Below are 24,870 nucleotides of genomic sequence, written 5' to 3'. Positions count from 1 at the left end.
TGCTACGACAATGACCCTGCCAACTGCAAAAAATACGGTCGCCTGTACACCTGGGTGGCAGCAATGAATGCATGCCCTGCAGGCTGGCACTTGCCCAGTAAGAAGGAACTTGAAATTCTCCAGTCTACCGTGGGCACCTCTAAGGCAGAACGCTCTCTAAATCTACGCGCACGCAGTTGGGAATATGGGTCGGACGAGTTCGGCTTTTCCGCTCTCCCTGCTGGCAGATACAAAAGCCACATCGAGGAGTTCAGCAGTTTGCGCTACCACACCCACTTTTGGTCTTCTACGAAGGGCGGTAGCTCCGCTGCCTACTACCTGAACATCAGCGACGGCTACGCGAGCGTCGACAACAATTTTAAGAATTACGGCTACTCGGTGCGTTGTCTCCAGGACTCTAACGAGGGGGACGAAGTGTCCTCGCAGCGCTCCAAGGCGCAGCCATCGAGCGGAACTTTAAAAGATTCCCGCGATGGAAAAACGTACAAGACCGTGAAGATTGGCGACCAAGTCTGGATGGCTGAAAACCTGAATTACAAGACCAGCGAGAGCTATTGCTACGATAACAAGGAAGGCAATTGCAAAAAATATGGTCGTTTGTACACCTGGGATGATGCGAAAAAAGCATGCCCTGCTGGCTGGAGCTTGCCCAGTGAGGAGGATCTTGAAATTCTCCAGTTTGCCGTGGACACCTCTGAGGCAGAACGCTCTCCAAATCTACGTGCACGCAGTTGGGATAATGGGTTGGACAAGTTCGGCTTTTCCGCTCTCCCTGCTGGCAACTACTACAGCATCCACAAGGAGTTCAGCGATTTGGGCGACCACACCTACTTTTGGTCTTCTACGGAGCGCAATAGCTTCGACGCCTACAGCCTGAGCATCTACGACGGCGGCGCGGGCGTCAACTACCGCGCCAAGTACTACGGTTACTCGGTGCGTTGTCTCCAGGACTCCTCCAAGGCGCAGCCACCGAGCGGAACTTTAAAAGATTCCCGCGATGGAAAAACGTACAAGACCGTGAAGATGCCCGATGGCAAGACATGGATGGCTGAGAACTTGAATTATGGAACAAAAGATAGCTGGTGCTACGACAATGACCCTGCCAACTGCAAAAAATACGGTCGCCTGTACACCTGGGAAGCAGCGAAAAAGGCTTGCCCTGCAGGCTGGCGCTTGCCTAGCAGGGATGAGTTTGGAAGACTCCTGGATATTGCGGAAGGAATAAGACTACGTGCACGCAGTTGGGAAGATGGGTTGGACATGTTCGGCTTTTCCGCTCTCCCTGCTGGCTACAGCCACAACAGCGAGAAGTTCTACGATTTGGGCGGCAGCACCCGCTTTTGGACTTCTACGGAGTACGATAGCTACCACGCCTACAGCCTGAACCTCACCGCATACCGCGCGGACGTCGACGACTACGCCTACGACCTGAGCGACGAGTACTCGGTGCGTTGTCTCCAGGACAACTAGGAGGCGAATCCTGCACAGAAATGCTTGCATTTCTGTATAGGTGAGCCGAACTGTTGTGCACTGTGTGCCACTAAAGCGATAGCGAGTGACGCATAGACAAACTTGTTTGTCTATATGTCCGAGCATGAGCGTAGGCGCCTTGGCGCCCTCTAACTAGGCATCCACCGAATGTGGAAAGCCTAGCCAAGGCTTAGCGAAGCAAAGCCTTGTAACTACCGAGAAAATTTCCTCGTAAGGTTAGAACATGAGAAAATTCTTAATACTTGTATGCACTCTAGTCGTATGTACCATGGCGGGAACCCTTAAGGATTCCCGCGACGGTAAAACCTACAAGACTGTTGAAATCGGTAATCAGACTTGGATGGCCGAGAATTTGAATTATGAGACCAGCGAGAGCAAGTGCTACGATAACAAGGAAAGCAATTGTAAACGCATGGGCCGCCTGTACACTTGGGATGCGGCAATGGATGCCTGCCCGGATGGTTGGTCGCTACCCAACAATTCAGACTTTTCTGAACTGAAATCCTTTGTGGAGTCCAAGGTTGGGGAAGGGAACGCCGGCTCCGTTTTGAAGGGGCGAACCTTTGATATGTCCGTTGAAGGCGCACTTGAATACGATGATCGTTTTGGCTTTTCGGGCCAGGCCGCCGGCGACCGTATCAAGAATGCATACAAGTTTCTGGGAGAAACGGCCTACCTTTGGTCTTCCTCCGAAGGCGATGATTCTCGTGCTTTCGATTGGGTACTAAGCTCGAATTCGGACGATTTCTTTCAGGGAAACATAAAGTTCGCCTTAAAGAAAAACGGCTTCTCGGTCCGTTGCATAAAGAAGTCTGCAAGCAATTCGAAAACTGAGGAAGAAATTCGTGATGACAGAGCCAATGACTCCAACGAGGGGGACGAAGTGTCCTCGCAGCGCTCGGAGGCGCAGCCACCGAGCGGAACTTTAAAAGATTCCCGCGATGGAAAAACGTACAAGACCGTGAAGATGCCCGATGGCAAGACATGGATGGCTGAGAACTTGAATTATGGAACAAAAGATAGCTGGTGCTACGACAATGACCCTGCCAACTGCAAAAAATACGGTCGCCTGTACACCTGGGGAGCAGCGAAAAAGGCTTGCCCTGCAGGCTGGCGCTTGCCCAGTAAGGAAGATCTTGAAAGTCTCCTGTCTGCAGTGGGCACCTCTGGTGATGAAAGATCCCTAAATCTACGCGCACGCAGTTGGGAAAATGGGTCGGACAAGTTCGGCTTTTCCGCTCTCCCTGCTGGCGACTACCGCAGCGACTACAGGAAGTTCCACGATTTGGGCAACGTCACCAGCTTTTGGGCTTCTACGGAGCGCGATAGATACTACTACGCCTACAGCCTGGACATCGTCGACAGCCGCGCGAACGTCAATTTCTACGTCAAGGACGGCGGAGGCTCGGTGCGTTGTTTCCGGGACTCTAACGGGGATAAAATAACCGATGCTCGTGATGGTAAGACCTACGAGACAGTGAAGATGCCCGATGGCAAGACATGGATGGCTGAGAACTTGAATTATGGAACAAAAGATAGCTGGTGCTACGACAATGACCCTGCCAACTGCAAAAAATACGGTCGCCTGTACACCTGGGAGGCTGCAAAGATGGCTTGTCCCAGTGGCTGGCGCTTGCCCAGTAAGGAGGAACTTGAAAGTCTCCTGGCTGCAGCGGGCTCCTCTCAAGATGAGAGATACCAAAATCTGCGCGCGGGCAGTTGGGAAAATGGGTCGGACAAGTTCGGCTTTTCCGCTCTCCCTGCTGGCAACTACTACAGCCGCAGCGAGAAGTTCGACGATTTGGACGACTACACCAGCTTTTGGTCTTCTACGGAGTACGATAGCAACCGCGCCTACAGCCTGTACATCAACGACTACGTCGCGAGCGTCAACTACAACGACAAGGGCAGCGGACGCTCGGTGCGTTGTCTCCAGGACAACTAGGAGGCGAATCCTGCACAGAAATGCTTGCATTTCTGTATAGGTGAGCCGAACTGTTGTGCACTGTGTGCCACTAAAGCGATAGCGAGTGACGTATAGACAAACTTGTTTGTCTATACGTCCGAGCATGAGCGTAGGCGCCTTGCGCCCTCTAACTAAGGAGGCGCACTGCGCTATCTTAGCCATGGCCTAGCGAAGCAAGGCCTTGTAACAAAACCCCAGGGTATTTTCAACTCCTGGGGCATTTTTTTATCCTAGCCTCCTCCCACATGTTATCCCGGGCTTGAGAGGCGCAAAAGGAGATCTTTGGCCTGAAAATGTCCAAATTACGGGAAAAGTGATGTTTTTTGATTAGTTTTTCCCGTAATTTTACAGACAAACTATTGCAAAATTCGGGCTGAAATAAAAAAACAGCCCCATTCGGCCACTTTTTGCCGGCATTTTCATTGTTTTGGCTCCACTTTTGGCCATGTTGCCATGGAAAAATTAGCCCTAACCACAAAAATATCACAAACAACCTAATAAATTACGGGAAACTGGTCTATAAAAAAGCAGTTTTTCCCGTAAATCAGCCCTATTTTTGAAAATTATCCTCCGGAGGCGCCAGGATTTCAAAAAATTTCATTTTCAGGGGCGCATTCCAAGCGAAAAAAGCGTGTATATATGTGAATGACGTGTCCTCGTCATTTCGCCGAGCAATTAGCCCCGACGAACAGAACAAAGAAAATGAATGAATAAAAAGAGAACAAAGCGTAATCACGATGGATTCTTCAAGTACGTCTATAGCGATCCCGCCAATGCACGAGCCATGCTGCGCACGTTATCCAAAGGCTCCGGAAGTGTAAAGCGGATTTTGAACAATGTAAACCTTGATACACTGGAGGAAATCTCTGAACGCTACGATAATGTAGATGAACGTGGCGAAGCTGACATTGCGTTCAAGGCAACAACAAATACCGGTGAACCTTTTTATTTTGGCATCCTGCTGGAACACAAATCAGAACACAAGGTAAATGTCCTGGAACAAACCTTCCGTTACGCTTTCAATGTGATGGTGGACAAGTCTAACACAACGTTCAAATGGTTGCCAACCAAGGCTATCATCATTTATAACGGCACCGATAGCTGGGATCCTCTCGCAGAATTTCGTAAACAGCCTCATGGGGATTTTGAAGGGAGGGAACTGCCTTTTGAATGCGCCTTCGTGGATTTGAAACAGTTTAACGATAATCTTTTAAGGCAGAGCGAATCAGTCGAGGCGGCCATTGGACTTATGACCATGAAATATGCCTTCGATGCAAAGGCCTATTCGAAAGTGTTGATTGCAATGGAGCCCCTGTTCAAGAAAATGGACAATACGAAGGGGACTACCTTGGTTAAAAAAATAAAGTTATATTTGGGGGAGTACATCACCGAAAAAGCACTAGAGAGGTTGAACATGGCATTCAAGAGTTTAGGAGAAAGGCTTGGCTTTGTCAGCGCCGGTGACGTACGCCGTGCCCGCGAACGTGAAAATCGCAACCTCAAGGCGCGATTAGCACGAAAGGATGCCGACCTCGTCGCAAAGGATGCTGACAATCAACGCCTTATGGCGGAAAATGCCGCCCTCAAGGCTCAGCTGGCTGCACTGCAGAAATAAACAAAAGACCAAGCAGGAACTTTAGAACGCATAACTGCTGAATCACCTGCCAGCACAGAGATTTTATATAAATACCCCAGGGTTTACAATTCCCTGGGGCGTTTTTGTAGGCTTATGTCTTACAAGCTTGCCAGAACCTGCAGCAGACGCTTCTTGGCGGGGCCATCGTTCAGGGGCAGGAACAGCTCCTTGGCGAAGGACTTCATGAGCATTTTCTTGGCGGTTTCGGCGGGGATGCCTCGGCTGGTCAGATAGAACATCTGGTCGGCGTCAAGTTCACCGCAGGTGTTGCCGTGGGTACATTCCACGTCGTCGTGGTAAATCTTCAGCACCGGCTTTACGGAAACGCTGGATTCGTCACCCAGGAGGATGGAATTCACCAGCTGGCTGGAGTTCACCTGGCTGCATCCGTTACCCACGATGACGCTGCCGTCGTAGCTGACGTAGGACTTTTCGTCCAGCAGGTTGCGGGCGAACTGGGAGCTTACGGTGTTGGGTGCGTTATGACGGATGGTCAGGCGCTGGTGCTTGCTGGCGTTTCCCTTTAGCACAGACAAGGAGCGGTAATCGAAGTTGGCGCCTTCGCCGTTCAGGTCCACGTCGATGCTGATGCGTCCGATGCCTGCGTCCTGCAGGATGTTGGAAAAGTGAACCGTAGAATTGGCAGCCTGCTTAATCGCGAAATGGCGGAATTGCAGGGGCAATTCGTTTGCGGGGTTGGCAAAGAATATTTCCAGCTCGGCGCCTTCTTCTACGTTAATGTCGAAGCGCTCGGCGGCAATTTCGTGCTCCACCTTGTTGTCTAGAATTTCCAGGGAAACCTTGGCGTTTTTCCCGATGTTGAAAATGCTGTGGCCGAAGTCGTCGCGGCTCTTGATGAGGCCCATTTCGGTTTCGCCTGCGGCAAAATCTTTCTTCATGGCGGGAGCGGACTTTGCGATGGGCAGAAGGGCTGCGATGTCGGTTTCGGCGGCAATGCCGAAGTCGGCGCATTCCACAGCGGCGCTATCGGCTGCGGCACCAGCAGCGGTGCTATCGGCATCCACTACAGATGGAATTTTGTTGACCGGGAAGAAACTCCACAGCTCGTTGTTGCGCTTGGGCATGCCAAGGGCATTGATGCGTGCCTGGGCGGCCTGTGCTAATTCAGAATTCATATAGCTCATGACTGCCTCAATTACTTTTCTTCGATCCAGTCGTAGCCCTGTTCTTCAAGCTTCAAGGCCAGTTCCGGACCACCGCTCAGAATAATCTTACCGTGGCGCAGCACGTGAACGTAGGTGGGCTTGATGTAGTCCAGCAAGCGCTGGTAATGGGTCACGAGAATCACTGCCTTTTCGGGACTCATGATATGGTTGATGCCGTTTGCCACAATGCGGAGCGCATCAATGTCCAGGCCGGAGTCGGTTTCGTCCAAGAAGGAAACCTTAGGGTCGAGAATAGCCATCTGGAGGATTTCGTTACGTTTCTTTTCGCCGCCGGAGTATCCTTCGTTGACGCCACGGTCACGGTAACGGTCGTCCATTTCCAAAAGCTGCATCTTTTCTTCGCAAAGGTTCTTGAAGTCGGCGTCGCTCATTTCTGGCAGTCCCAGGAAGTTACGCTTGGAGTTCAGCGCCATCTTCAAAAATTCCACGTTGTTTACGCCGGGAATTTCGGTGGGGTACTGGGTGCTGATGAACAGACCGGAGTTGGCGCGTTCGCAGATTTCCATATCCAAGAGGTTCTTGCCGTCAAGTTCAACGACACCATCGTTCACGGTGTAGGCGGGGTGGCCTGCAATGACCTTGGAAAGGGTGCTCTTGCCGCTTCCGTTAGGGCCCATGATGGCGTGGACTTCGCCGGGCTTTACTTCCAAGTTGATACCCTTAAGGATTTGGGTGCCGTCTTCAATACTTGCCTTAAGATTCTTGATACTTAACATGATTTCCTCGTTTTAAAACTCTTTTTGCGTCCAGTTCGCGGGCCTTGTGATTTGCAGCGTGGCCTAGAAGCCCTCATCGTCGTTGCCGAAACCACCATCGTCAAAGGAATAGGCTTCTTCAGGCGGTTCTTCGTCAAAGCCTGGCGGCGGTTCGTCTCCGAATCCTTCAGGGGGCTCCTCATTGAAACTTTCGGGAGGCGGCTCCGGCGCGCTATTAGCCGATCCCGGATGCGGAGCAGGCGCACTCATGGTGGGTGCCGTTTGCTGTGTAACCGGGGTTGGCGCGCTCATGGCCGGCTGGGGATTCGGTGCTGCTTGTGCAACTAAAACTTGCTCGTCAGAAAGCGCTGCCTGGAACATAATCAGCTGTGACTTGCTGCGGACAACTTGATCGGCAAAGGCATCAATCTGGATTTTTTCAGCGTTCAGCAGGTTGTTCAAAGTCTGCATTCCTTGGGTGAACTTCGTCATCTTCATGCGGGCGTTGACGCGTTCCATAGTATCCAAGGGCAAAGCCTTCTTCTGACGGTCGCAAAGCTTTGTGGAAAGCACCGTCAGCGTCTGGTAGAACTCGTAAATTTCCTGAGGGGGCTTCCACTGTTCTTCGGAAAGGCCTTCAATGAATGCTTGCATTTCAGGAGAAACATTCTCGTACAAAAGCTGGGGAGAATGGGTGCCTGTTTCTGCGTACAAAGCCACCACCGTATTGACGAATTCTTCCACGATGGGGGATTCGAACATCTGGATGCCGCTGGTGGCCCAGTCCATGTCGAAGTATTCCAGTGCGCGGTCCATCAAGGTGGGGTTGCGCAACAGCAAAGTGGCAAAGCGAATTTCGATAGGGGGAATGGCGTGCCAGGGAACGGAAATTTCCTGGACCTGGGGCGCGGCGCTCTGCTGGGGCAGTCGCTTTTCCTGCTTGATGGGGCGGACCTGCGCCAGTGAACGGTCTGTGTTGAATCGTTCCGAAATAAGCTTCAGGTATTGGTTCTGAAGTTCACGATCGCCAATGCTCTTTACCAGGGATTTGGCGTAGCTTACAAAGTTTGCCCTTTCTTCGGGGCGGCGCAAGTCCTTTTGACTGGCGAGATAGTTCAGCCAGTCGTCTGCGGTGGACAAAGCGTTTCTAAATGCTTCGGGACCCTGTTCGTTTACAAAGTTGTCAGGGTCGATCTTGGTGCCGTCCGGACGGGACAATGCAAACACTCGTGGGGCGATTCCCTTGGGAAGCACGATTTCCAAACTGCGCAAAGTAGCCTTTTGACCAGCAGCGTCGCCGTCAAAAACCAAGTAAGCTGTTTTGGCGTAACGTGCCAGAATGCTGGCGTGGGTTTCGGTCAAGGCGGTTCCGGAGGCGGCTACCACGTTGGTAACGCCACCTTGGTAAAGGCTAATCATGTCGAAGTAGCCTTCTACGATAATGACGGCCTGCTCCTTGGCTATGCTTTGACGGGCATGATTCAATCCGAATAGAATGTCGCTCTTGTGGTAAAGGGCGGATTCCGGACTGTTCATGTACTTTGCCGGCTTAAAATTGGGGTCCTTGTTTTCGCTGAGGTCACGGCCACCAAAGGCAACGATCATGCCGGAAATGTTTTGGATGGCGATCATCAGACGATCGCGGAACTTGTCGGAAATACCTCCGTGTTCCTTTTCTACGGCAAGACCAGCCTTCACGCAATCCAAGGGAGAAAATCCGTTCTTGACGGCGTGACTAATAAAACCTTCGCGACCATCGGGGGCGTAACCGATATGGAAACGCTTGCGGGTTTCCTCGGTAATGTGGCGGCTGTTCAAGTAGGCCTGTGCTTTTTGACTCATGGTGAGCTGCTGCTCGAACCATTCGCAGGCCAGTTCGTTCAATCGGCGAACCCGTTCGCGTTCCTCAACGATTTCCGCATTTTCGGGAGCACCCAAGGAGGGAAGGGCAAAACCCGTAAAGTTGGCGACCCATTCCACTGCACCCTTGAAATCCAGTTTTTCGTGCTCTTGGACGAACTTGAAAACGTCGCCGGCAGCACCGCAGGCAAAGCATTTGTAAATGCCCAAACTGGGGTTCACATTCATGGAGGGGGAACGGTCGTTGTGGAAGGGGCATACTCCAAGATAGCGCCCGTTTCCGGAACGCTTCAACGGCACAAAATTCTCAATGACGGTTGCAATATCCGCCTGAGTTTTCAGCTGTTGGATGATTTCGTTAGAGTAAAAAGCCACGGCGGCAAAGATAGAAAAAGTCGAGGTCCGCGTTTTTTGCCGCGACGTTCTCAGAGACCATTTGCGAGGCTTAAACCACGGCCTTGCTCTGCCACTTTCCGCTGCGCCAACGGTAGTAGTTTGCGATGGATCTGTAGAATTCGTCGGCAGCCATGCCCAGCCAAAGACCGGGAAGGCCAAGGTCAAGAACGAATGCCAGGAACAGTGCTGTGCCTACGCCCAAAGTCCACATCATGCCGCTTCCGACAAATGCTGGGAACTTAGAATCGCCAGCGGCTCGCATGGATGTGGTTAGAACAAAGTTTACTGCCTTGAAGGGTTGCACCGCCACATCGCACCAAAGGCACATCTGGCCCAATGCAATCACGTCGGGATTATCTGTAAAAATTCCAATCAGGTGGGTTCCGCAAAGTGCCATGATTACAGACAAAATAAGACCGCTGATGCAGCTGATTAAGATGGTTTGATGAACTCTCTGGTTTGCAGTCTTGAATTCCTTTGCGCCGACCAAGTGGGCCACAAGAATCTGGTTTCCATTGCCGAGGCCGATGCCTAGAATTACAGACAAAGCGGCGAAGTTTCCCGCAAAGACGCGGGCGGTCATGGCCAGGGTTCCCAAGTGCGCCACCATAGAAGTGATGAACACGTTGAACAGCTGGAAACTGATGGGCTCTGCGGCGGCAGGAAAGCCAATGCGGATCCAGTCTGGCAAAATGGCGCGGGAACGCTTCAGGTCGCGGCGGTGGGTCTTGTGCTGGATCTTGTAACGCAGAACGCACCAGAGGATTGCGGAAGAAATCAGCCAGGAAAGTGCGGTGGCCAAGCCCACGCCTCGGGCTCCCATCTTGGGCAGTCCGAAAAGTCCATTCAGGAACACGTAGTTCATGGCGGCGTTGCTGACGATGGTGATGATGTTTCCTATCAGGTTCCATACGGTGAGGCCGTGGGTTGCCACAAAGGCGGTAAGGGAGGACTGCAGCGCCCTGAAGGCAAAGCCGAATGCCACCACCGACATGAACTGCTGGGCATAAATAACAGGTGCGCCCTGCAGGCCCATCCAAACGGGAATGCGCCCGGACAAGGGAATGATGGCTAAAGTCATCAGAAGGCCGACCATCAAGCTTCCGCAAAGCACCATGGTCTTGGTGGAGCGGGCGTGACTGTTCTGCTCGGCGCCCATGTACTGGGAGGCGATGCTTGCTCCTGCCTGGGAGAATGCGTTGATGGCGGTAAACAAGGCTGCGAGAACGGGCATCAATGCACCGACGCCTGCGGCAGCTTCTTCGGAAGTTCGTGACAAGAACCAGCTGTCCATCATGGGCTGGATCATATTCACGGCGAAGGTGAATATCAGCGGCCACGAGAGGCTGAGGAGAGAACGGTCTTTGACTTGAGTCCCTTTCATGGCGCCAATTTTAGCAATTAGCGAAGGGGCTTTGTAGGGTGTTTTTTAGACTTTTGTTTGCGTCTGTATACGTCGAATTATTTCGTCAACGTCGGTGAAGGCGCATACGGGAAGGCTGATGGCCTGGGTGCAGGCCAAGGTGGCGTTTGGGGCCGCAACGCCTTCCTCTGCAAAGCATTTCTGACTTTGCAGGGTGGCAGGGTAGTGGATGCAGAACGGAACCTGGGCGGCGTTAAGCTTGGCAATAAATGCCTCGCGGTCCTGAACCAGAAGCGTATACTGGGCCACAGTGCTTGTGTTCCCTTCGGCTGTCTTTTGGGGAACAACGCCCTCCCAATTTTTGAAAAATGCGTCGTACTTGGCTGCATTTTGCTGGCGTACTTTCAATTCCTCATCTAAATGGCGAAGCTTTACCCGCAAAATGGCTGCCTGTAAAGCGTCCAGTCGGCTGTTGATGCCGATAATCTCGTGATTGTAGTGTCCCTTGCTGCCGTGGTTTGCGATCATGCGAATTTTTTCTGCCAAAGTTTCGCTGCAGGTAAACAAGGCGCCGCCGTCGCCGTAGCAACCCAGGGGCTTGGTGGGGTAGAAACTGGTAATGGCGATGTCGCCGAAAGTGCAGGCTGCTCTGCCGTTCTGGGTGGCGCCGAAGGCCTGGGCGGAGTCCTCGATAATCCAAAGATTATGTTTTTCGGCGATTTTGCGCAGTTCTGCAAAGGGGACGCACTGACCGAAAAGGTTTACGGCGATAATACCCTTGGTCTTTGGGGTAATCAGTTTTTCTACGCTGACCGGCGAAATCTGCAGGGTCTGGATGTCGATGTCGGCAAATCTGGGCGTTCCACCTAAAAAAGCCACGCATTCCGCTGGGGCAATAAAGGTGAAGTCGGGTACAATAACCTCGTCTCCGACGCTCAATCCGAGGGCCATCAGGGCGATGGTCAGGGCGTCCGTTCCGCTTCCACAGGCGATAGTATGGATTTTTCGCCCGTTTTCAAGGGATTTCTCGATATGCTGGGAAAGTTCCTTTTCTAAATTTGCAACCTGTTCGCCACCGATAAAACAACCGCTGTCAAGAACGGATTTCTCCATTTCCTCGAATTCTTTGCGGTATGTATTTCGTTGAGCAACAAGGTTTACAAAGGGAATCATGGTCTAAAAAATAGAAAATTTTTGTGACCCCTTGAAAAATCTCAAACATTTACTAACTTTGAGCCAACATTTTTAAGTAGGTTTTCACCCGGAGATAATAAGGTGCCTCAACACAAATCTTGCAAAAAGCGTTTGATCCAGGCCGAAAAGGCCAATGCCATGAACCGTTCCTGCCGTTCTGCTATCCGTACTAGCCTGAAGGTTATCCGTTCTGCTGCTACTAAGGAAGAAGCTCTGAAGGAATTGCCGAACTTGTTCAGCCAGCTCGATAAGGCTGCTGCCAAGCATCGTGCCGGTTTCTGCGCAAACCGCGCTGCCAACTACAAGGCTAAGGCTGCTAAGATCGTTAACGCTCTCGCTTAATTAGCGAAGCAAATCGATTGATTTTACAAAAGTGCCGGAGTATGTCTTTATACTCTGGTCTTTTGTGTATTTAGAATTTCTCCTATTTTCGGTTTTCATTCCGACCAAGTAGTGTCATCTTGCGATTCTTGTGGTGAAAATTTTTGCCTTTCTGCACGAAGATAGACTGTACTGCATTTGAAAATTGAAGGTTCCTTCCGTTTTCGCGGAGGGAATCTTTTTGTTTGGAATATAAAAAGTGCGAATTTTGGCCGAATAAAGGGCTTTTTTTGCAATGGCCCGCAAAAAATTGCTTATTCTTTTATTAGATTGTCCTTCAGAAAATATCAAGGATGTATAATGTCTTCGATTAATTTTGCTACAAGAGAAATTAGTTGTAAAGTTGTTTATTATGGCCCGGGTCTTAGTGGTAAGACCACCAATTTGCAGGTGATCCACCAGAAGATGCCTCAGGACAAGCGTACCGACATGGTGTCCCTCGCTACCGAAGGTGACCGTACCTTGTTCTTCGACTTTTTGCCGTTGAACCTCGGTGATATTAAGGGCTTCAAGACTCGTTTCCAGCTCTATACTGTTCCTGGTCAGGTCTATTATAACAGTACCCGTAAGCTGGTGCTTCGCGGTGTAGACGGTATCGTGTTCGTTGCCGACTCCCAGCGTTCTCGTCAGGCTGAAAACTTGGAAAGCTTGCAGAACCTTCGCCAGAACCTTCAGGACTACGGCATGGATCTTGACGATATGCCCTTCGTGCTCCAGTACAACAAGCGCGATATGGATAACGTGTTTACCCTCGACGAATTGAACGCCGAACTGAATCCCCGTAGCGTGCCGTTCTTCCCGGCCACCGCCCATAACGGTAAGGGTGTTGTGACCACTCTTAAGACCATCGCTATGCTGGTCATTGAAAAGTTTAACGTCAAGCAGGGTTTCTTGCATCAGGCTGCAGCCACCGCCAACAACACTGGCGTTCACGATGTGTCCCTCACCAAGGAAGGTGTTTCCGTCAAGGCCGCCGCTCCTGCTCAGCCGCAGCAGCCCGCACCTGGTGCATCTCCCTTCCGTATGCCTTCTTTCGCAGCGAAGCCGCCTAGCGCAGCTCCCGCACAGCCGGCAACTGCCGGGGCAGGTCTGTTCCAGAAGGGAGCTACATCCTCTCCCTTCGGTCGTCCTCGCGCCGCCGCTCCTGTTCCGCGTATGCCTACCTTTGGCCGCGACGTTGCCAAGCCCAATAACGAAGGCGATGACGAAATCGAATTGCGTCCGTACGTTCCCAAGAAGAAGTAACCCATTTTAAAGAGGCTAAGATATGAGTGATTTTACCATTTATTCTGATGACGCTGACAAGGTCCGTCGCTTGATGTCTGCCTACCAGGCTAGTGTCAAGGCCGAATATATCGTGCTTTGCCATCGCGATGGTTCCATTATTGCCGAAGTGGGTTCTCTTGGTGTCGACGCTACTCCGCTTGCTGTCTTGAGCACCGCTTCCTTCGACTCTGCAAGCCAGGTCGGTATGATGCTTGGTGGTGAAAACTTCAACGCCGTTTCTTATTCCGGCGAAAATCGTTCCATCTACATCGCTCCGGTAGACCAGGCCCTCCTGTTGGTCCAGATCTTCCCGGGCTCCAAGCTTCCGAACCGCATCGAGGACTTCAACCGCCTGCTCGTTGAAAAGCTTGTAGACGCTGTTCCTGCCTTTACCCAGAATACTAGCCGCCTGGTTCGCTAGGAGGCTCTGTGGCTAAGCTCCCGCCGCTACGTAATTTGCGGAAGACGACAATCATTGTGATTGCTGTCTTTTTGGGATTCCTTATCCATCGCCTTATCATTATTGCCCTGGGCAATACCACCGTTCAAGAAACTGTAGAAACCGAATTGACTCTCGCTCAAAGCGTGGTGTGTAGCCATATTGTGAACGGAACTCCTTTCGGTGTAGATAGCGTGTTCGAAGAAGGAACACGCCTCTATTACTACTCCACGGTTTCTTCTGCAGCACAGCTTGGTGCCGATACCTTGATGCATATCTGGTTCAACGGTGCCGACACCATTCAGAAATCTGCCTGCAACATGTCCCAGGACGTGTGCCTTACGACCATCGTTCCCAACTTGCTGAAACCTGGCGAATGGAGCGTGGACCTGGTGGTGGGCCACAAGTTGCTTTCCACAAGACAGTTTGTCGTAGAACCCATTCATAGGTAATGGCGATGTCCCGACGCACAGGCTTGGGACTTTTTCTTTTGACGACTTTTGCGTTTGGCATGGATGTGAATTCCTTGCCAGTTTGGGATCCGTCGGTGCTGGTTCGGGACGTGGATTATGTTGTTCCTAATGCTGCAACGGCAGATTCTGTACAACGTAAGGACTCCCTGGAAACCCACGGTTACAAGACCATGCAGATTACGGTGGGCGACGGTGGAACCCAGGTGGACCAGGAATTGCGCCTGTCCATTCAAGGCCGCTTGACCGATGATGTTGTCATTGACGCTCTTTTGTCTGATGTGGGCCGCAAGGCGGGGGACCAGACCACGTCTACGTTGCGTGAAGTGGACCAGATTTATTTCAGGGTCCAGACTCCTCATACTTTTTTGCATTTAGGTGACCTTACTTGGTCCGACGAATCCATGGGTTTGTATTCCCTGGATAGAAGTTCCTTGGGCGTCATGGCGGGAGTGCATGGCGGGTTTGGCGGAGGCCAGGCCGAGGTCAAGGGCGTTTACGGCTCTGACGAAGTTCAGCACTTTAGCCGCGTCATCAATGGTGTCAGCGGCCAGCGAGAAGGTTACTCTCTGGACGCCTCGGGAAGTTTTATTTCTGTGGTTCCCCAATCGGAAACGGTTTGGCTCAACGGTCGAAAGCTGAAACGTGGCGTAGACTACGTGGTGAATTATGCGGGTGGCATGCTGGATTTCAAGGGCTCCTTGGTGACAACCTTTGATGATGAAATCCGCGTGGAATACGATGCCTACGAGGAAGACCAGACTTTTACTTTGTACGGAGCAGCGGCAAAATACAGACACCCCAACTTGTACTTGGACGTTTCTGGATTCCGCTTGACGGGGGAGGCTCGAGACTCCCTGACTCACCCCATGCAAAATGATCGCTTTGGCGCACGCTTGCGAACCCAATGGAATAAGCAATTCTACGCCGATGTGGAAGTGGCCATGAATCGTGCTGATTCCAATACGGCATCTCATGATGTTGGCGGCCCCGAAGGAAAGGCGGTCCGCTGGTATATTACTTCGGATTCTACACAGAACCTTTCCCATTTGCCGGTGGCGCTTTCTGTTTACGGAAACCGCGTGCAGCAAGGCTTCGACATCCTAGAAAATCAAGGCTCCGACTTGGATTGGAACGCTTACCGACTTTTGGATGATTGGGACTTGACGGATGCTGATGGCGCTTTGTTGGATGATGATTTAATTCATGACGAGTTTGCTTTGAGAATGCGCCTGGGTGGCGGCTGGTTCGGTAACGCTTCCTGGGGATACCGTCGTAACGGTGACGAAAGTTGGAATTCCTCCAGAGTGAATTTGACTCTTTCCCATAAGGGTCGCAGCGCCCATAGCGACTTGGCCTTTACCCATGTGGCAAGTTTCCAGAATCAGGAAAAGGAACGCTATCAAGCAACGCTGAAATCTGTGTTTGACAAGGGAGTGGTGCGGCCCTTTGGCACCATGGATTTCCGCTATACGGAAATTAACTATGGAGCATTGTCCGACGAGGTGCTTTACGGTAAAACAAATGGCGGTTTCGGTATTTACCTTGATAAGGGCGAGGTGAAGGAAACTGTTGGCGGAAAGATTGCGAAACGCCGCGGCGATAGCTTTGGCGCAGATTGGCTGGATTCCCTGAAGGCCGCCACATGGCTCCAGGAAGCCAATTACAATAGCCGCTATTTTTCTGTTTCCCATTTGCTTCAGTACGAACGAATCGTGACGGATTCTACCGGCGCGGATAATTCCTGGGTGGGCGACCTGAATGGAAAATTCGGTCACGAAAATATTGGCTTGCATGGAACTGTCAATTACAAGTTGGGCTTGACGGAAGAACAGATTTATACGGCGGTTTATAAGGCGGTGGCGCCTGGTACCGGCGACGTTCGCTATGACAGCCTTACGGGAACGTATATCGAAGGCGTGGACAATGGCGACTTTGTTTATGAGGGCCAGGGACGAAACGATTCCGTGGGGGCGGTGCGCGCTTCTGATGCGTCCTTCAACTTGGACATCCGCTGGAATCCTGGTGCCATGTTTGGAATCAAGAACGGCTTTTTGCGTGATGTGACTATCGGCGGTTCTGTTTCCAGCGAGGGCAATGATACCACGGGCCGAACCATCTATTTCCCGCCTATGACCAAAAGCCAGTTGATGCGCACCACGTCGGGCAGAATTTCCTTTGAAGGTTTGCTGGATTGGACACACCCTGCGGGAATCAATGTGGCGTATAAGCCGGGCCTTGATTACGATAAAAAGTTGTCTTCCATTTCCTATTACGAAAAGATTTTGTCCCACAATGTTGAAGGCGGCTACCAGATAAATCCTGATCATTTCGTGGGTGCGGAACTTTTGTTGCAGGACGAGGAATTGTCGGCGTTGCAAAAGTGGAACTGGAATATTTATGATGGAACTTTGAAGTACCGCCTTGATTTTATGAACGGTTTCTTTGTGCAGCCTTTGGGCCGTTACCGCAAGGGTGTTGGCGACGATGGGGTGAATCTTGACTTTGAGGCGGACTTGTGGGAAGGCGCTTTACGCGTGGGCTATAACCGACAGAAGAAGGTGAACGCCTTTGCCAACTTCTCCGTGATCAATGTGGATAAGGGCGGCTCCACCACACCTTACCAGGTGATGTCGGGCTACAATGACGGAACGACCTATCGTTTGGAACTTTCGGTGTCTTTGGATTTGAATAACTTTATTTCTTTAGGTTGCAACTATGTGCTGCGATTCGGCGATGCAGAAGAAAATGCTTTCCAGAAGCTGAGCACAGAAGCGAAGGCATACTTTTAGTGAAGGATGTCATTGCGAGGAGCGTAGCGACGTGGCAATCAAAGCAGAATTGAAAACAAGGAGTGTCATTGCGAGCCCGTAAGGGCGTGGCAATCGAAGTGGTATTAAAATGAAGTTCTTGAGTCTTGCAATTTTCTTGATGTCTAGCGTACTGGCTTTTGGCGGTCAGTGCCGTATCCAGAAGATTGTCTGGTCTGGGGAACATTCTGACTTTGACGAAACGGAAATGCAGTCTGCGGTAGGTGCGCCCTGCGATGGCTGGCGCAGTGCAGCCCAGAAGCTGGAACGTTATTACGAAAACCGCGGTTTCCTTGGTGCTGTGGTGGAAGGCTCTGTAGATTCTGCTGGCGAGTTGACTGTTCAATTGAACCGCGGGGCCGCTTGGGTTTGGGCGCCTGCCGAGAATCTGGAAGCGGGGAAGACAAAGCCCGAGGCGTTTGCAAAGCTGGCGGGCTTGGAAGCGGGCGCCTATGTTTCCCCGACGGATTTGGAACGTGCGGACCGCAAGCTTTCTCGCTTAGGATATTATGAGAGAACCGCGCCCGCCCAGATGTTCCGTGACCCGACGCGAAATCGTATTGTGCCTGTATTCCACATGAGGGCGGCCGCCGTTTCCGAAGCGGAAGCTTTGCTGACCTACTCCAGCGAAGGAAACGCTTGGGAAGGCCAAATCAACGTGAACCTCTATAACATCCTTGGGACGGCTCGTGACCTGCAGTTGGAAGGATTTATCGGAGACGATTCCCGCCATTTGGAAGGCTCCTACAAGGAACCCTGGATTTTTGGAACCTCCTGGAACGTGGTAGCCCGCGGCATGTTCAACGAAGAAACGGTTACGGCGTCTGACGCGGATTCCGAAAATTCCAACGAGGATTCTACTTCCGCTGAATCCATAGAACGTACTTTGTACGGTGAAATCGGTGTTACCCGTGATATAGGTTTTGATTTTAACATCGGCGTTTTTGTCGGCGTCAGCGAAGACAATAAGTATTCCTCTCTTGAAGTGTCTTACGTTTCCCTGGATCGTTTCGCTTTGCCTCGCGATGGCTGGCGGATAGACGGTAAATTGTCTTATAAAATGGATCGCCCCGATTCCTTGGATAATTTCCTTTTGGCCAACGCCAGCGTTATGCGCTACCAACCCATCTATAAAAATTTCATCGGCCGCATTTCCGGTGTGGCGGGCGGAATTTTCCCCTCCGACGGAAACCTGAAACGCACCGATTTGTTTGCCTTGGGCGGAATGGATAGTTTCAAGGGAATGGGTTACCAAGCGGTACGTACCCGCGCCTTTGGCTTTGGGGAACTGGCCTTGCTGTGGCAGGACAGTTACGACCTGAGCATAGAACTTTTCTACCAGCCTGGCTTATATCGCCGTTCCGGAGCAGAACATGGCTGGGCCCGTGAACAGGACTATGGCATAGCCTTTACCCAGTACCGCAAGAACTGGAGCATCAACCTCTATTATGCCATGCGGAACGGTTGCAACTTCCTAGATGGCGTTATCGGGTTTGGCGTGAAGACGTTGTTCTAGTGAACAAATTCACGAAACATACAAATCTTTTTGTATGTTTCTTCACGAATTTTAAAAATCTCTCTCTTTACAGACTTTATTCTCTAAGCTTAGTCATTTTAACAGTACAAGAGGTTTCGTCACCGGTAACGTGGATCCAATATTTAAAACTGAGGTTTAATTTCTGAGCAGAGACTGTGCCATGCCCATTGTATGTTTGGATGTTGCCCGTTACAACCGACATGGCCTAGAATTTCTCTGTCACCAGTTTTCCTTTTTCGGGTTCATCCTTGGCAATAGGAATTTTTTCATAAGGTTTTCCTTGCGTATAATTTTTACACTTTCTTTGTTAGGGGAAACATTTGCAGGTTGATTCGAAACACTTGATTGATGTTCTTGGCGGCGGAAGTGATGGCTGTGATTCGGTCGCGGCAATCCTCTAGTTCGGCGGTTACTTTCTTGTAGGTTTCCTCGTCGCAGCCGCAGGTGATTCCTAGAAAGTGGCGTTCGTCCTTTGAACCGATAAGCTTCATTAGTGGTGTTGTCGATGGCGACCATCATCTCAAAGAATTCCTGTTCGCTGGCGGACAAATTCATTGCGGCCGCTACCGCACTGGACCTTTTCTTGCTCAGTTTGCTTTTCCCGTCGCAAACAAGTTTCAAGTAGTTTGGCGATGAAAATCCTGCTAATCTGTTGAATTCACGCCAGGAGAAAGTGGAATGTTTCTTGCGTTCCTCAAAAACCACAAATAGGTCTTGTTTATGATGTTATGGATGGTTTTGATATAGTTACTTTCCAACAATATTTGTTCATGAAAGGACTGTCCGTAAATTCTGTGGAACGCCTTGTAATTTTCTCCCATCACCACGAATCAATTGATGAAGAATATGTCCCGAAATTTAGTAGTCAATGTGCAGAAAATGAGGGCGTATTGACGGAACATCTGCAGAGTGATGAAATCAGATATTGGACCTGCGATAAAAACTTTGTGCCTTCTGTTTCTGCAAAGCATTACCTGTATGAACGCGCGCTGGAACTGAAAAACTATTGTGTGGAATAGGAAGGTTTTCCTTTGAAAATTGAAAACTGGTTTGACGCGTAAAATCCATATAATACGCTATGAATCATATAGAAAGAATTTTTTTCCCGTTTTATCAAGGAATAGTTCAAAAAAAAACGCAAAAAAGTTCCTTCTCGTGGAAAATGTTTTTGTATATTCTTAGTATGAAAAAGATTATTCTCTTAATTTGCCTTTGCTGCACACTTGCCGCTGCAGAAGAAAATAAACATAAGTGGATTGTGGATGTGGGTGGTGGTTTTGCCTTTTGGTCCACGCTTGCGGACTTTGGTCTGGTAATGAGAGACTTCGACAGCGAAGGAGTGGAGGATGAAATTGATGGTGGCACCAATTGCATTGTGGTGAACCTCGGCGCCCGTTACCAGCTCGCAAAAATGTTGGAACTTGGCTTTGCCACCGGCTACGAATATTACGCCTCCAAGGTGCACCCTTACCATAACGAGAAAGGCTATTTGAAATACGCCGACATCAAGGATAACCATATTGTTCACCTGGCTGTGGAATCGAAGGTGGACTGGGTTAGTTTTCTTGACCATGTGCAGATATACTCTCGTCTAGGTTTAGGCGGAGTCCTGGAAATTTCAAAGGTGGACGATTATGAGGTTGGCTTTGGACTGCCGAATTTCCAGTTCAGTCCCATTGGCATTGAATATGTAGGCACGGTGGGTTTTTACGTAGAAGCGGGTGTTGGTTACCGAGGTCTTTATTCGGGCGGCGTGAGCTTTAGATTCTAGATTTTTTGGATTTTGAATTTTTGAAACAATAATAGATAAACTAATGATTTTTTAGTTCGAGTTAGAAAATCAGACGTCGGTTTTACACCGGCGTCTTGCTTTTTTCGCCAGCGATTTCGCGAACCAGTTTGGGCACTTGATAGCCGGGAAGCTTGGTGCGGATTTCTTCGATAAGGGACTTTGCTTTTTCGTCGCTGACTTCGTAGTGGGCTACACCCTTGGCGTGGTCCAGCTGGTGCAGGTAGTAGGGTAGGACGCCTTGTTCGAACAGTTTTCTACATAACTGGACCATGGTGCCTGCGTCGTCATTCACGTCTTTCAATAGAACGCTCTGGTTCAGCAGAGTCCAGCCACTGTATTTCAGCTGGCCGAAAATGTTCATGCTTTCTTCGTCCAGTTCGTCGGGATGGTCTACGTGGCTTACCAGCACGCAGTCGAAGCGGGCGGGCATGTCCCTGAGGAATTCAAAATGCTTTTCCACCAGGTCGGGGCGCATCACCGGCAAGCGGCTGTGAATGCGCAAGGTCGTCACCGAGGAATGGTCACTGATGGTTTCGATCAGGTTCTGGAATGCTGTAGGCGAAAGGGTCAGCGGGTCGCCGCCGGACAAGATCACTTCCCACACGTCGGAATGGGTGTCCAGCCAGCTGCCCACCATGACGTCGATGCCGGGCGTATTCTGGAAGGGGTAGTTCCTGCGGAAGCAGAACCTGCAGCGCACACCGCAGGTGGCGGTTGTCATGATGAGGGCGCGCTTCTCGTATTTCTGGATGACGCATTCGTTCTTGCCCGCCGGAAGGTCGCCTACCGGATCGTCGGTAAAACCGGGAACGTCCAGGTATTCTTCCTTTGTGGGGAGAACTTCACGCAAGAGGGCCGCCGGGTTCTTTGCCTGCTTGATCAGGTCGGCATAGTGCCTAGAGCAGCAGAAGGGGAACGTGGGGGCCAGGTCCGTGTTGGACAATTGGGGTGTATTTGCAATCAAGGTTGCAAAATCGGGGCCCAAATACTCTAAAAAGTCGGAAATTTGCGTGAATACGAGGGATGTTTGTTCCATTATATTACTAAATTTAGCAACATAAATATCAAAAAGAGGATAATATGGGTACTGTAAGCACCAACGAATTCCGTAAGAAGCTCAAGATCATGGTTGATGGTCAGCCGTATGAAATCATTGAAAACCAGTTTGTGAAGCCGGGTAAGGGCCAGGCTTTCAACCGCGTTCGTATCAAGAACCTGGTTACCGGCCGTACTCTCGAACGCACCTGGAAGAGCGGTGACACTGTTGAAGAAGCAGACGTTACTTATGGCGAAATGACCTACAGCTACAATGACGGTTCCAACTGGTACTTCATGGACGCTGAAACCATGGAAATGGTTGAAATTCCTAAGGAAGCTCTCAATGGCGCAGAAATGTGGCTCCTCGACGGTGCTACCGTTGAAGTGACCTGGTGGGATGGAAAGGCTATCGAAGTCATTCCGCCGACCTTCGTTGACCTCATGATCATCGACGCTCCTCCGGCAGTCCAGGGCAACACCAGCGGTAACGTTCTCCGTGAATGCACCGTTGAAACTGGCGCTAAGGTTATGATTCCGTTGTTCATCGAAAACAACACCAAGATCCGCGTGGATACCCGCGACGGTTCTTACTTGGAACGCGCTAAGTAATTAGCTCCTCGAAAGAGAATTAAGAAAAAGCCTCAGCTCAAAGCTGGGGCTTTTTTCTATTTTCAGTTCATGCTTAAGAAAAAGATCGACTTGCGTTTGGATTTGGATACCCGCTGCAATTTCCGTTGCCATTACTGCGACAATGCCAGCCTGGATCCCAAGACCAAGGTTTCTTTCCCTCTGGAACAGTTTGAACCTGTGTTCCAGTATGCCGAAAAGAACTGCTGGTCCATGTTCTTGAGCTGCGCCGGCGAACCTTTGATGAACGCCAAGTTCGTCGAGGTCATGGAAATCCTCCGCCGCACGGTGAAGACTCCCGACGTGTCCATGGTGACCAACGCCCTGGCCCTGAACGAGGCTCACCGCAACCAGATTTTGAATTCTCCCATCGACCGCCTGTTCATTTCCATGGATTCCCTGGATCCGGAAATTTATACGAAATGGTGCGGCGTTTCTACGGAACAGTTTCAGAAGGTGGTAGGAAATATTGAGGCTTTTGCCGAAGCCCGCCTGAAGCAGAAGAAGCGCCCCCATCTGATCGTGACCGCCATTGCCATGAAGGATACCTTGGACGGCCTTCCGGATATTGCCCGCTGGCTCAAGCGCCTGCAGGTTTCTGCTTTCAACATCCAGTGGCTGAACTCCATGGACCACGACTACCTTCACAAGGAACAGCTGGATATGAACGACCCGGCGGTTGCCGCCAAGGTCCATAGCGTTCTGAACGAGGTCCAGGAAATTTTGAAGGGTAGTGGCGTTCTGCTGGACTACCCCCACACGGTCAGCAAGGAAAAGCTGAAATCCGTCTGGCGTAACCGCAAGCTTTGGCGAAACAAGTTCTGCTATTTCAAGGATGTGTTCCTGAAACTTGTTGCAAACCGCCGCGGCTTGCCCTGCCGCTTTGCGACCAACACTTACTACTTGTGGCCCGATGGTCATCTGAAGGGTTGCCCTGCCGATGGTTTCGAGACTCTGAATATTTTTGACGGAGTCCATTCCATGGAGACGGAAACCGCAAGAGTCTGCCAGGACATCAAAAACGGCAAGACTGCTAAATGCGAATCTTGCCGATTTAAGGTAGAGTAAATCAGGGCCGCGAATGCGGCTCTTTTTTGTGGCTACTTCAATGCGTCGCGGAAGGCCTTGGCCACGGCGTCGGGATCGTCGGACTTGATCCAGCTCAAGGTTTCGGTACCGCGGTAGCTCCAGGCGAAAATGTTGTCTATACCTGCGGCACGACTTTCTTCCACTGCAATTGCCAGATCCTTTTCGCGGCCAGCCTCAATCTGGTAAGCCTTGATCCACATCTGCACAGCCTTGCCGTACTGCTTGGCCACATCGGTCAGCTTCTTGGCGGTTTCCGCATACTTCTCGCGGACCCATTCTTCGGTGGCGCCTTTTTCCCAGTAGGGATCGCTGGCTACTTCGTCTACGGATTCCAAGCGGGCCACCTTGCTCCAGTCGTCCAGGCCTGCGGGGAACCAGGGCGGCAGCATGCACACGCAGTTGCGCTTGCCGTGGGCGTGAACATCTTCCGTCATTTCCTTCAAGAAGTCGATGAGGCTGTCTTCGCGGAACCGTAGAACGTCGCGAGCCTGCTCCGACTGCATTTGGTCAAAGGTGGCCGCCGGCATGTCATAGCCGAAACGGTCCTTGAACTTGTCGCAGCAGACGGGGCAGAGGCAACTCCAGTTGCTGAGACCGCCCTTCTCGAAATAGAAGTGGGGCTCGTCCCAGAAGATGGTGTTTACCTTGGTATTGCACACGGACTCAATCCACTTGTGCATGTATTCGCGGAACTTGGGGTGGTTGGGGCAGGCTGCAACCTTGGGCTTGCCGTCCAGAGCCACCTGGCACATGTCGTGGTCCCGGGCGGTGAGTTCTGAATAGGCTTCGCCACCGAACACGCGGCCTACGCCCCAGGGGTTTACGTACACGTTCAGACCCAGGTCGGCGGAAGCGTCCACGATTTCCTTCATGGTGCCGAAGTAGTACTGCTGGTCTTCCTCGCTCCAGGTGTGGAGCACGGCGTTGAAACCTGCTGCCTTGATGTCCTTCATGTCTGCAAGAACGTGCTTGGGGGAACGTACGCCAAAGTAGCTTACGCCTTTAATCTTTACAACTTCCATGATAAATCCGCGGGTGGACTAAAAATCGTTTACTAGAAATCGTTCTGTGCCCATTGGGGAGAACCATTCTTCAAAAGCACCATTTCCAAAGTGTTGAACCATTCCTCTTCGCTTACGGGGCGGCGGACCCAGTACAGGTTCTCTTCGTCGTTGGGGGGAACCGGCATGGAGTCGGGAACGATTTCCACAAGCCAGGATTCAGGGATGCTGTCGTGGAGCATCTTGCTGAACTTCAGGTTTTGGTCAGTGGGGCGGTCGGCGTGGTCAAGGATGATCAGTGCCGGGGACTGTCCAATGATCAGTGCAGAATCCAGAAGGCTTGTTGCGTCTTCGATGGAATTGCAGGTGTACATGGTGGCGTCTTCTGCCAGATCTCCATGCTCCAAAAGCCAACGGAAGGTCCATTGGCTAAGCTTGTCCAGGCTACCTGGAGAAGACGGCGCTATGAAGAAAATGTGTCCCATGCGCTTTAATTTAGATTTTTTATCCTTATGTGAAAAAAAGTTTGCGAGGTTTTTCGACCCTATTGTGGCTGTGTGGCGCAATTACGAGGTACTATTTACGAATTATGAGAGCAAACCAGTCGCCTACGGCGCGATTATAAGTCTCGA

The 24,870-nt window shown here is 51.0% G+C and carries 21 protein-coding genes and 1 pseudogene; 13 read left to right on the top strand and 9 right to left on the bottom strand.

From position 1 onward, the window contains the following. The 3 genes from MJZ25_10655 to MJZ25_10645 all read left to right on the top strand — a co-directional run. Positions 1–1,470 (top strand): hypothetical protein (locus MJZ25_10655; protein ID MCQ2124633.1); only part of this gene is annotated, 1,470 nt, incomplete at its 5' end. Between the two features lie 289 nt (positions 1,471–1,759). Further along, on the top strand, positions 1,760–3,436 hold the full coding sequence (locus MJZ25_10650; GenBank protein MCQ2124632.1) for a hypothetical protein: 1,677 nt from the start codon (positions 1,760–1,762) through the stop codon (positions 3,434–3,436). A 727-nt stretch (positions 3,437–4,163) separates the two neighbouring features. Further along, positions 4,164–5,072 carry an Rpn family recombination-promoting nuclease/putative transposase gene (locus tag MJZ25_10645; GenBank protein ID MCQ2124631.1) on the top strand — a complete coding sequence of 303 codons (909 nt, stop codon included), beginning with the start codon at positions 4,164–4,166 and terminating at the stop codon, positions 5,070–5,072. A gap of 119 nt (positions 5,073–5,191) precedes the next feature. Here MJZ25_10645 and MJZ25_10640 read toward each other — a convergent pair whose 3' ends face one another. The 5 genes from MJZ25_10640 to MJZ25_10620 all read right to left on the bottom strand — a co-directional run bounded on the left by MJZ25_10640 (position 5,192) and on the right by MJZ25_10620 (position 11,767). Then, positions 5,192–6,238, bottom strand: a complete 1,047-nt coding sequence (locus MJZ25_10640) for a SufD family Fe-S cluster assembly protein (protein MCQ2124630.1) — start codon at positions 6,236–6,238, stop codon at positions 5,192–5,194. Positions 6,239–6,249: 11 nt separating this feature from the next. Beyond that, the gene (gene sufC / locus MJZ25_10635) at positions 6,250–6,996 is read right to left on the bottom strand and encodes a Fe-S cluster assembly ATPase SufC (GenBank protein MCQ2124629.1); all 747 of its coding nucleotides are present in this window, start codon (positions 6,994–6,996) and stop codon (positions 6,250–6,252) included. A 63-nt stretch (positions 6,997–7,059) separates the two neighbouring features. Beyond that, complete coding sequence (gene dnaG, locus MJZ25_10630; protein MCQ2124628.1) at positions 7,060–9,210, bottom strand: DNA primase; 2,151 nt, start codon at positions 9,208–9,210, stop codon at positions 7,060–7,062. A 70-nt stretch (positions 9,211–9,280) separates the two neighbouring features. Beyond that, complete coding sequence (locus MJZ25_10625; protein ID MCQ2124627.1) at positions 9,281–10,615, bottom strand: MATE family efflux transporter; 1,335 nt, start codon at positions 10,613–10,615, stop codon at positions 9,281–9,283. 45 nt (positions 10,616–10,660) lie between these two features. Continuing rightward, complete coding sequence (locus MJZ25_10620) at positions 10,661–11,767, bottom strand: DegT/DnrJ/EryC1/StrS family aminotransferase (GenBank protein MCQ2124626.1); 1,107 nt, start codon at positions 11,765–11,767, stop codon at positions 10,661–10,663. A gap of 102 nt (positions 11,768–11,869) precedes the next feature. Between MJZ25_10620 and rpsT the strand changes: the two genes are divergently transcribed. From rpsT to MJZ25_10590, 6 genes are all read left to right on the top strand, one after another. Beyond that, positions 11,870–12,130: a 30S ribosomal protein S20 gene (gene rpsT / locus MJZ25_10615; GenBank protein ID MCQ2124625.1), complete on the top strand. Its 261-nt coding sequence runs from the start codon at positions 11,870–11,872 to the stop codon at positions 12,128–12,130. 339 nt (positions 12,131–12,469) lie between these two features. Beyond that, positions 12,470–13,414 (top strand): GTPase domain-containing protein, encoded by a 945-nt coding sequence (locus MJZ25_10610; GenBank protein MCQ2124624.1) that lies wholly within the window; start codon positions 12,470–12,472, stop codon positions 13,412–13,414. 22 nt (positions 13,415–13,436) lie between these two features. Next, positions 13,437–13,856 carry a roadblock/LC7 domain-containing protein gene (locus MJZ25_10605; protein ID MCQ2124623.1) on the top strand — a complete coding sequence of 140 codons (420 nt, stop codon included), beginning with the start codon at positions 13,437–13,439 and terminating at the stop codon, positions 13,854–13,856. An 8-nt stretch (positions 13,857–13,864) separates the two neighbouring features. After that, complete coding sequence (locus MJZ25_10600) at positions 13,865–14,326, top strand: hypothetical protein (protein MCQ2124622.1); 462 nt, start codon at positions 13,865–13,867, stop codon at positions 14,324–14,326. Positions 14,327–14,331: 5 nt separating this feature from the next. Continuing rightward, positions 14,332–17,136: a hypothetical protein gene (locus MJZ25_10595; protein MCQ2124621.1), complete on the top strand. Its 2,805-nt coding sequence runs from the start codon at positions 14,332–14,334 to the stop codon at positions 17,134–17,136. Between the two features lie 109 nt (positions 17,137–17,245). Continuing rightward, positions 17,246–18,670, top strand: coding sequence for a BamA/TamA family outer membrane protein (locus tag MJZ25_10590; protein MCQ2124620.1), 1,425 nt, complete (start codon positions 17,246–17,248; stop codon positions 18,668–18,670). Between the two features lie 314 nt (positions 18,671–18,984). On the opposite strand, the pseudogene MJZ25_10585 reads toward MJZ25_10590, so the two are convergent. Beyond that, positions 18,985–19,396 (bottom strand): annotated as a pseudogene (locus tag MJZ25_10585) (TIGR02147 family protein). A 59-nt stretch (positions 19,397–19,455) separates the two neighbouring features. On the opposite strand from MJZ25_10585, the gene MJZ25_10580 reads away from it, so the two are divergent. Together MJZ25_10580 and MJZ25_10575 are read left to right on the top strand one after the other, a co-directional pair. Continuing rightward, entirely contained in the window at positions 19,456–19,710 is a 255-nt protein-coding gene (locus tag MJZ25_10580) for a hypothetical protein (GenBank protein ID MCQ2124619.1), read from the top strand. A gap of 164 nt (positions 19,711–19,874) precedes the next feature. Then, positions 19,875–20,462, top strand: coding sequence for a hypothetical protein (locus MJZ25_10575; GenBank protein ID MCQ2124618.1), 588 nt, complete (start codon positions 19,875–19,877; stop codon positions 20,460–20,462). Positions 20,463–20,544: 82 nt separating this feature from the next. Here the strand turns inward: MJZ25_10575 and MJZ25_10570 are convergent, their stop codons facing one another. Beyond that, positions 20,545–21,519 carry a KamA family radical SAM protein gene (locus MJZ25_10570; GenBank protein ID MCQ2124617.1) on the bottom strand — a complete coding sequence of 325 codons (975 nt, stop codon included), beginning with the start codon at positions 21,517–21,519 and terminating at the stop codon, positions 20,545–20,547. A gap of 44 nt (positions 21,520–21,563) precedes the next feature. Between MJZ25_10570 and efp the strand changes: the two genes are divergently transcribed. Continuing rightward, a complete protein-coding gene (gene efp / locus MJZ25_10565; GenBank protein ID MCQ2124616.1) occupies positions 21,564–22,130 on the top strand; it encodes an elongation factor P in 567 nt (188 codons plus the stop codon). Between the two features lie 69 nt (positions 22,131–22,199). Further along, positions 22,200–23,216, top strand: a complete 1,017-nt coding sequence (locus tag MJZ25_10560) for a radical SAM protein (GenBank protein ID MCQ2124615.1) — start codon at positions 22,200–22,202, stop codon at positions 23,214–23,216. A gap of 32 nt (positions 23,217–23,248) precedes the next feature. Here MJZ25_10560 and MJZ25_10555 read toward each other — a convergent pair whose 3' ends face one another. Then, entirely contained in the window at positions 23,249–24,259 is a 1,011-nt protein-coding gene (locus MJZ25_10555; protein MCQ2124614.1) for a hypothetical protein, read from the bottom strand. A 32-nt stretch (positions 24,260–24,291) separates the two neighbouring features. Next, positions 24,292–24,723: a hypothetical protein gene (locus MJZ25_10550; protein ID MCQ2124613.1), complete on the bottom strand. Its 432-nt coding sequence runs from the start codon at positions 24,721–24,723 to the stop codon at positions 24,292–24,294. Between the last annotated feature and the right edge of the window lie 147 nt (positions 24,724–24,870).

The organism is Fibrobacter sp. (assembly GCA_024399065.1).
Classification (GTDB): domain Bacteria; phylum Fibrobacterota; class Fibrobacteria; order Fibrobacterales; family Fibrobacteraceae; genus Fibrobacter.
The sequence above is the reverse complement of the archived record's forward strand: the minus strand, read 5'-3'. Positions and strand labels throughout refer to the sequence as shown.

What these genes read in the sequence shown, in the direction of transcription:
- MJZ25_10650 (MCQ2124632.1), top strand. Translation starts at nt 1,760, where the DNA reads ATGGCGGGAACCCTTAAGGATTCCCGCGACGGTAAAACCTACAAGACT.
- MJZ25_10645 (MCQ2124631.1), top strand. Translation starts at nt 4,164, where the DNA reads ATGAATAAAAAGAGAACAAAGCGTAATCACGATGGATTCTTCAAGTAC.
- MJZ25_10640 (MCQ2124630.1), bottom strand. Translation starts at nt 6,238, where the DNA reads ATGAGCTATATGAATTCTGAATTAGCACAGGCCGCCCAGGCACGCATC.
- sufC (MCQ2124629.1), bottom strand. Translation starts at nt 6,996, where the DNA reads ATGTTAAGTATCAAGAATCTTAAGGCAAGTATTGAAGACGGCACCCAA.
- MJZ25_10625 (MCQ2124627.1), bottom strand. Translation starts at nt 10,615, where the DNA reads ATGAAAGGGACTCAAGTCAAAGACCGTTCTCTCCTCAGCCTCTCGTGG.
- MJZ25_10620 (MCQ2124626.1), bottom strand. Translation starts at nt 11,767, where the DNA reads ATGATTCCCTTTGTAAACCTTGTTGCTCAACGAAATACATACCGCAAA.
- MJZ25_10610 (MCQ2124624.1), top strand. Translation starts at nt 12,470, where the DNA reads ATGTCTTCGATTAATTTTGCTACAAGAGAAATTAGTTGTAAAGTTGTT.
- MJZ25_10605 (MCQ2124623.1), top strand. Translation starts at nt 13,437, where the DNA reads ATGAGTGATTTTACCATTTATTCTGATGACGCTGACAAGGTCCGTCGC.
- MJZ25_10595 (MCQ2124621.1), top strand. Translation starts at nt 14,332, where the DNA reads ATGTCCCGACGCACAGGCTTGGGACTTTTTCTTTTGACGACTTTTGCG.
- MJZ25_10590 (MCQ2124620.1), top strand. Translation starts at nt 17,246, where the DNA reads ATGAAGTTCTTGAGTCTTGCAATTTTCTTGATGTCTAGCGTACTGGCT.
- MJZ25_10575 (MCQ2124618.1), top strand. Translation starts at nt 19,875, where the DNA reads ATGAAAAAGATTATTCTCTTAATTTGCCTTTGCTGCACACTTGCCGCT.
- MJZ25_10570 (MCQ2124617.1), bottom strand. Translation starts at nt 21,519, where the DNA reads ATGGAACAAACATCCCTCGTATTCACGCAAATTTCCGACTTTTTAGAG.
- efp (MCQ2124616.1), top strand. Translation starts at nt 21,564, where the DNA reads ATGGGTACTGTAAGCACCAACGAATTCCGTAAGAAGCTCAAGATCATG.
- MJZ25_10560 (MCQ2124615.1), top strand. Translation starts at nt 22,200, where the DNA reads ATGCTTAAGAAAAAGATCGACTTGCGTTTGGATTTGGATACCCGCTGC.
- MJZ25_10555 (MCQ2124614.1), bottom strand. Translation starts at nt 24,259, where the DNA reads ATGGAAGTTGTAAAGATTAAAGGCGTAAGCTACTTTGGCGTACGTTCC.
- MJZ25_10550 (MCQ2124613.1), bottom strand. Translation starts at nt 24,723, where the DNA reads ATGGGACACATTTTCTTCATAGCGCCGTCTTCTCCAGGTAGCCTGGAC.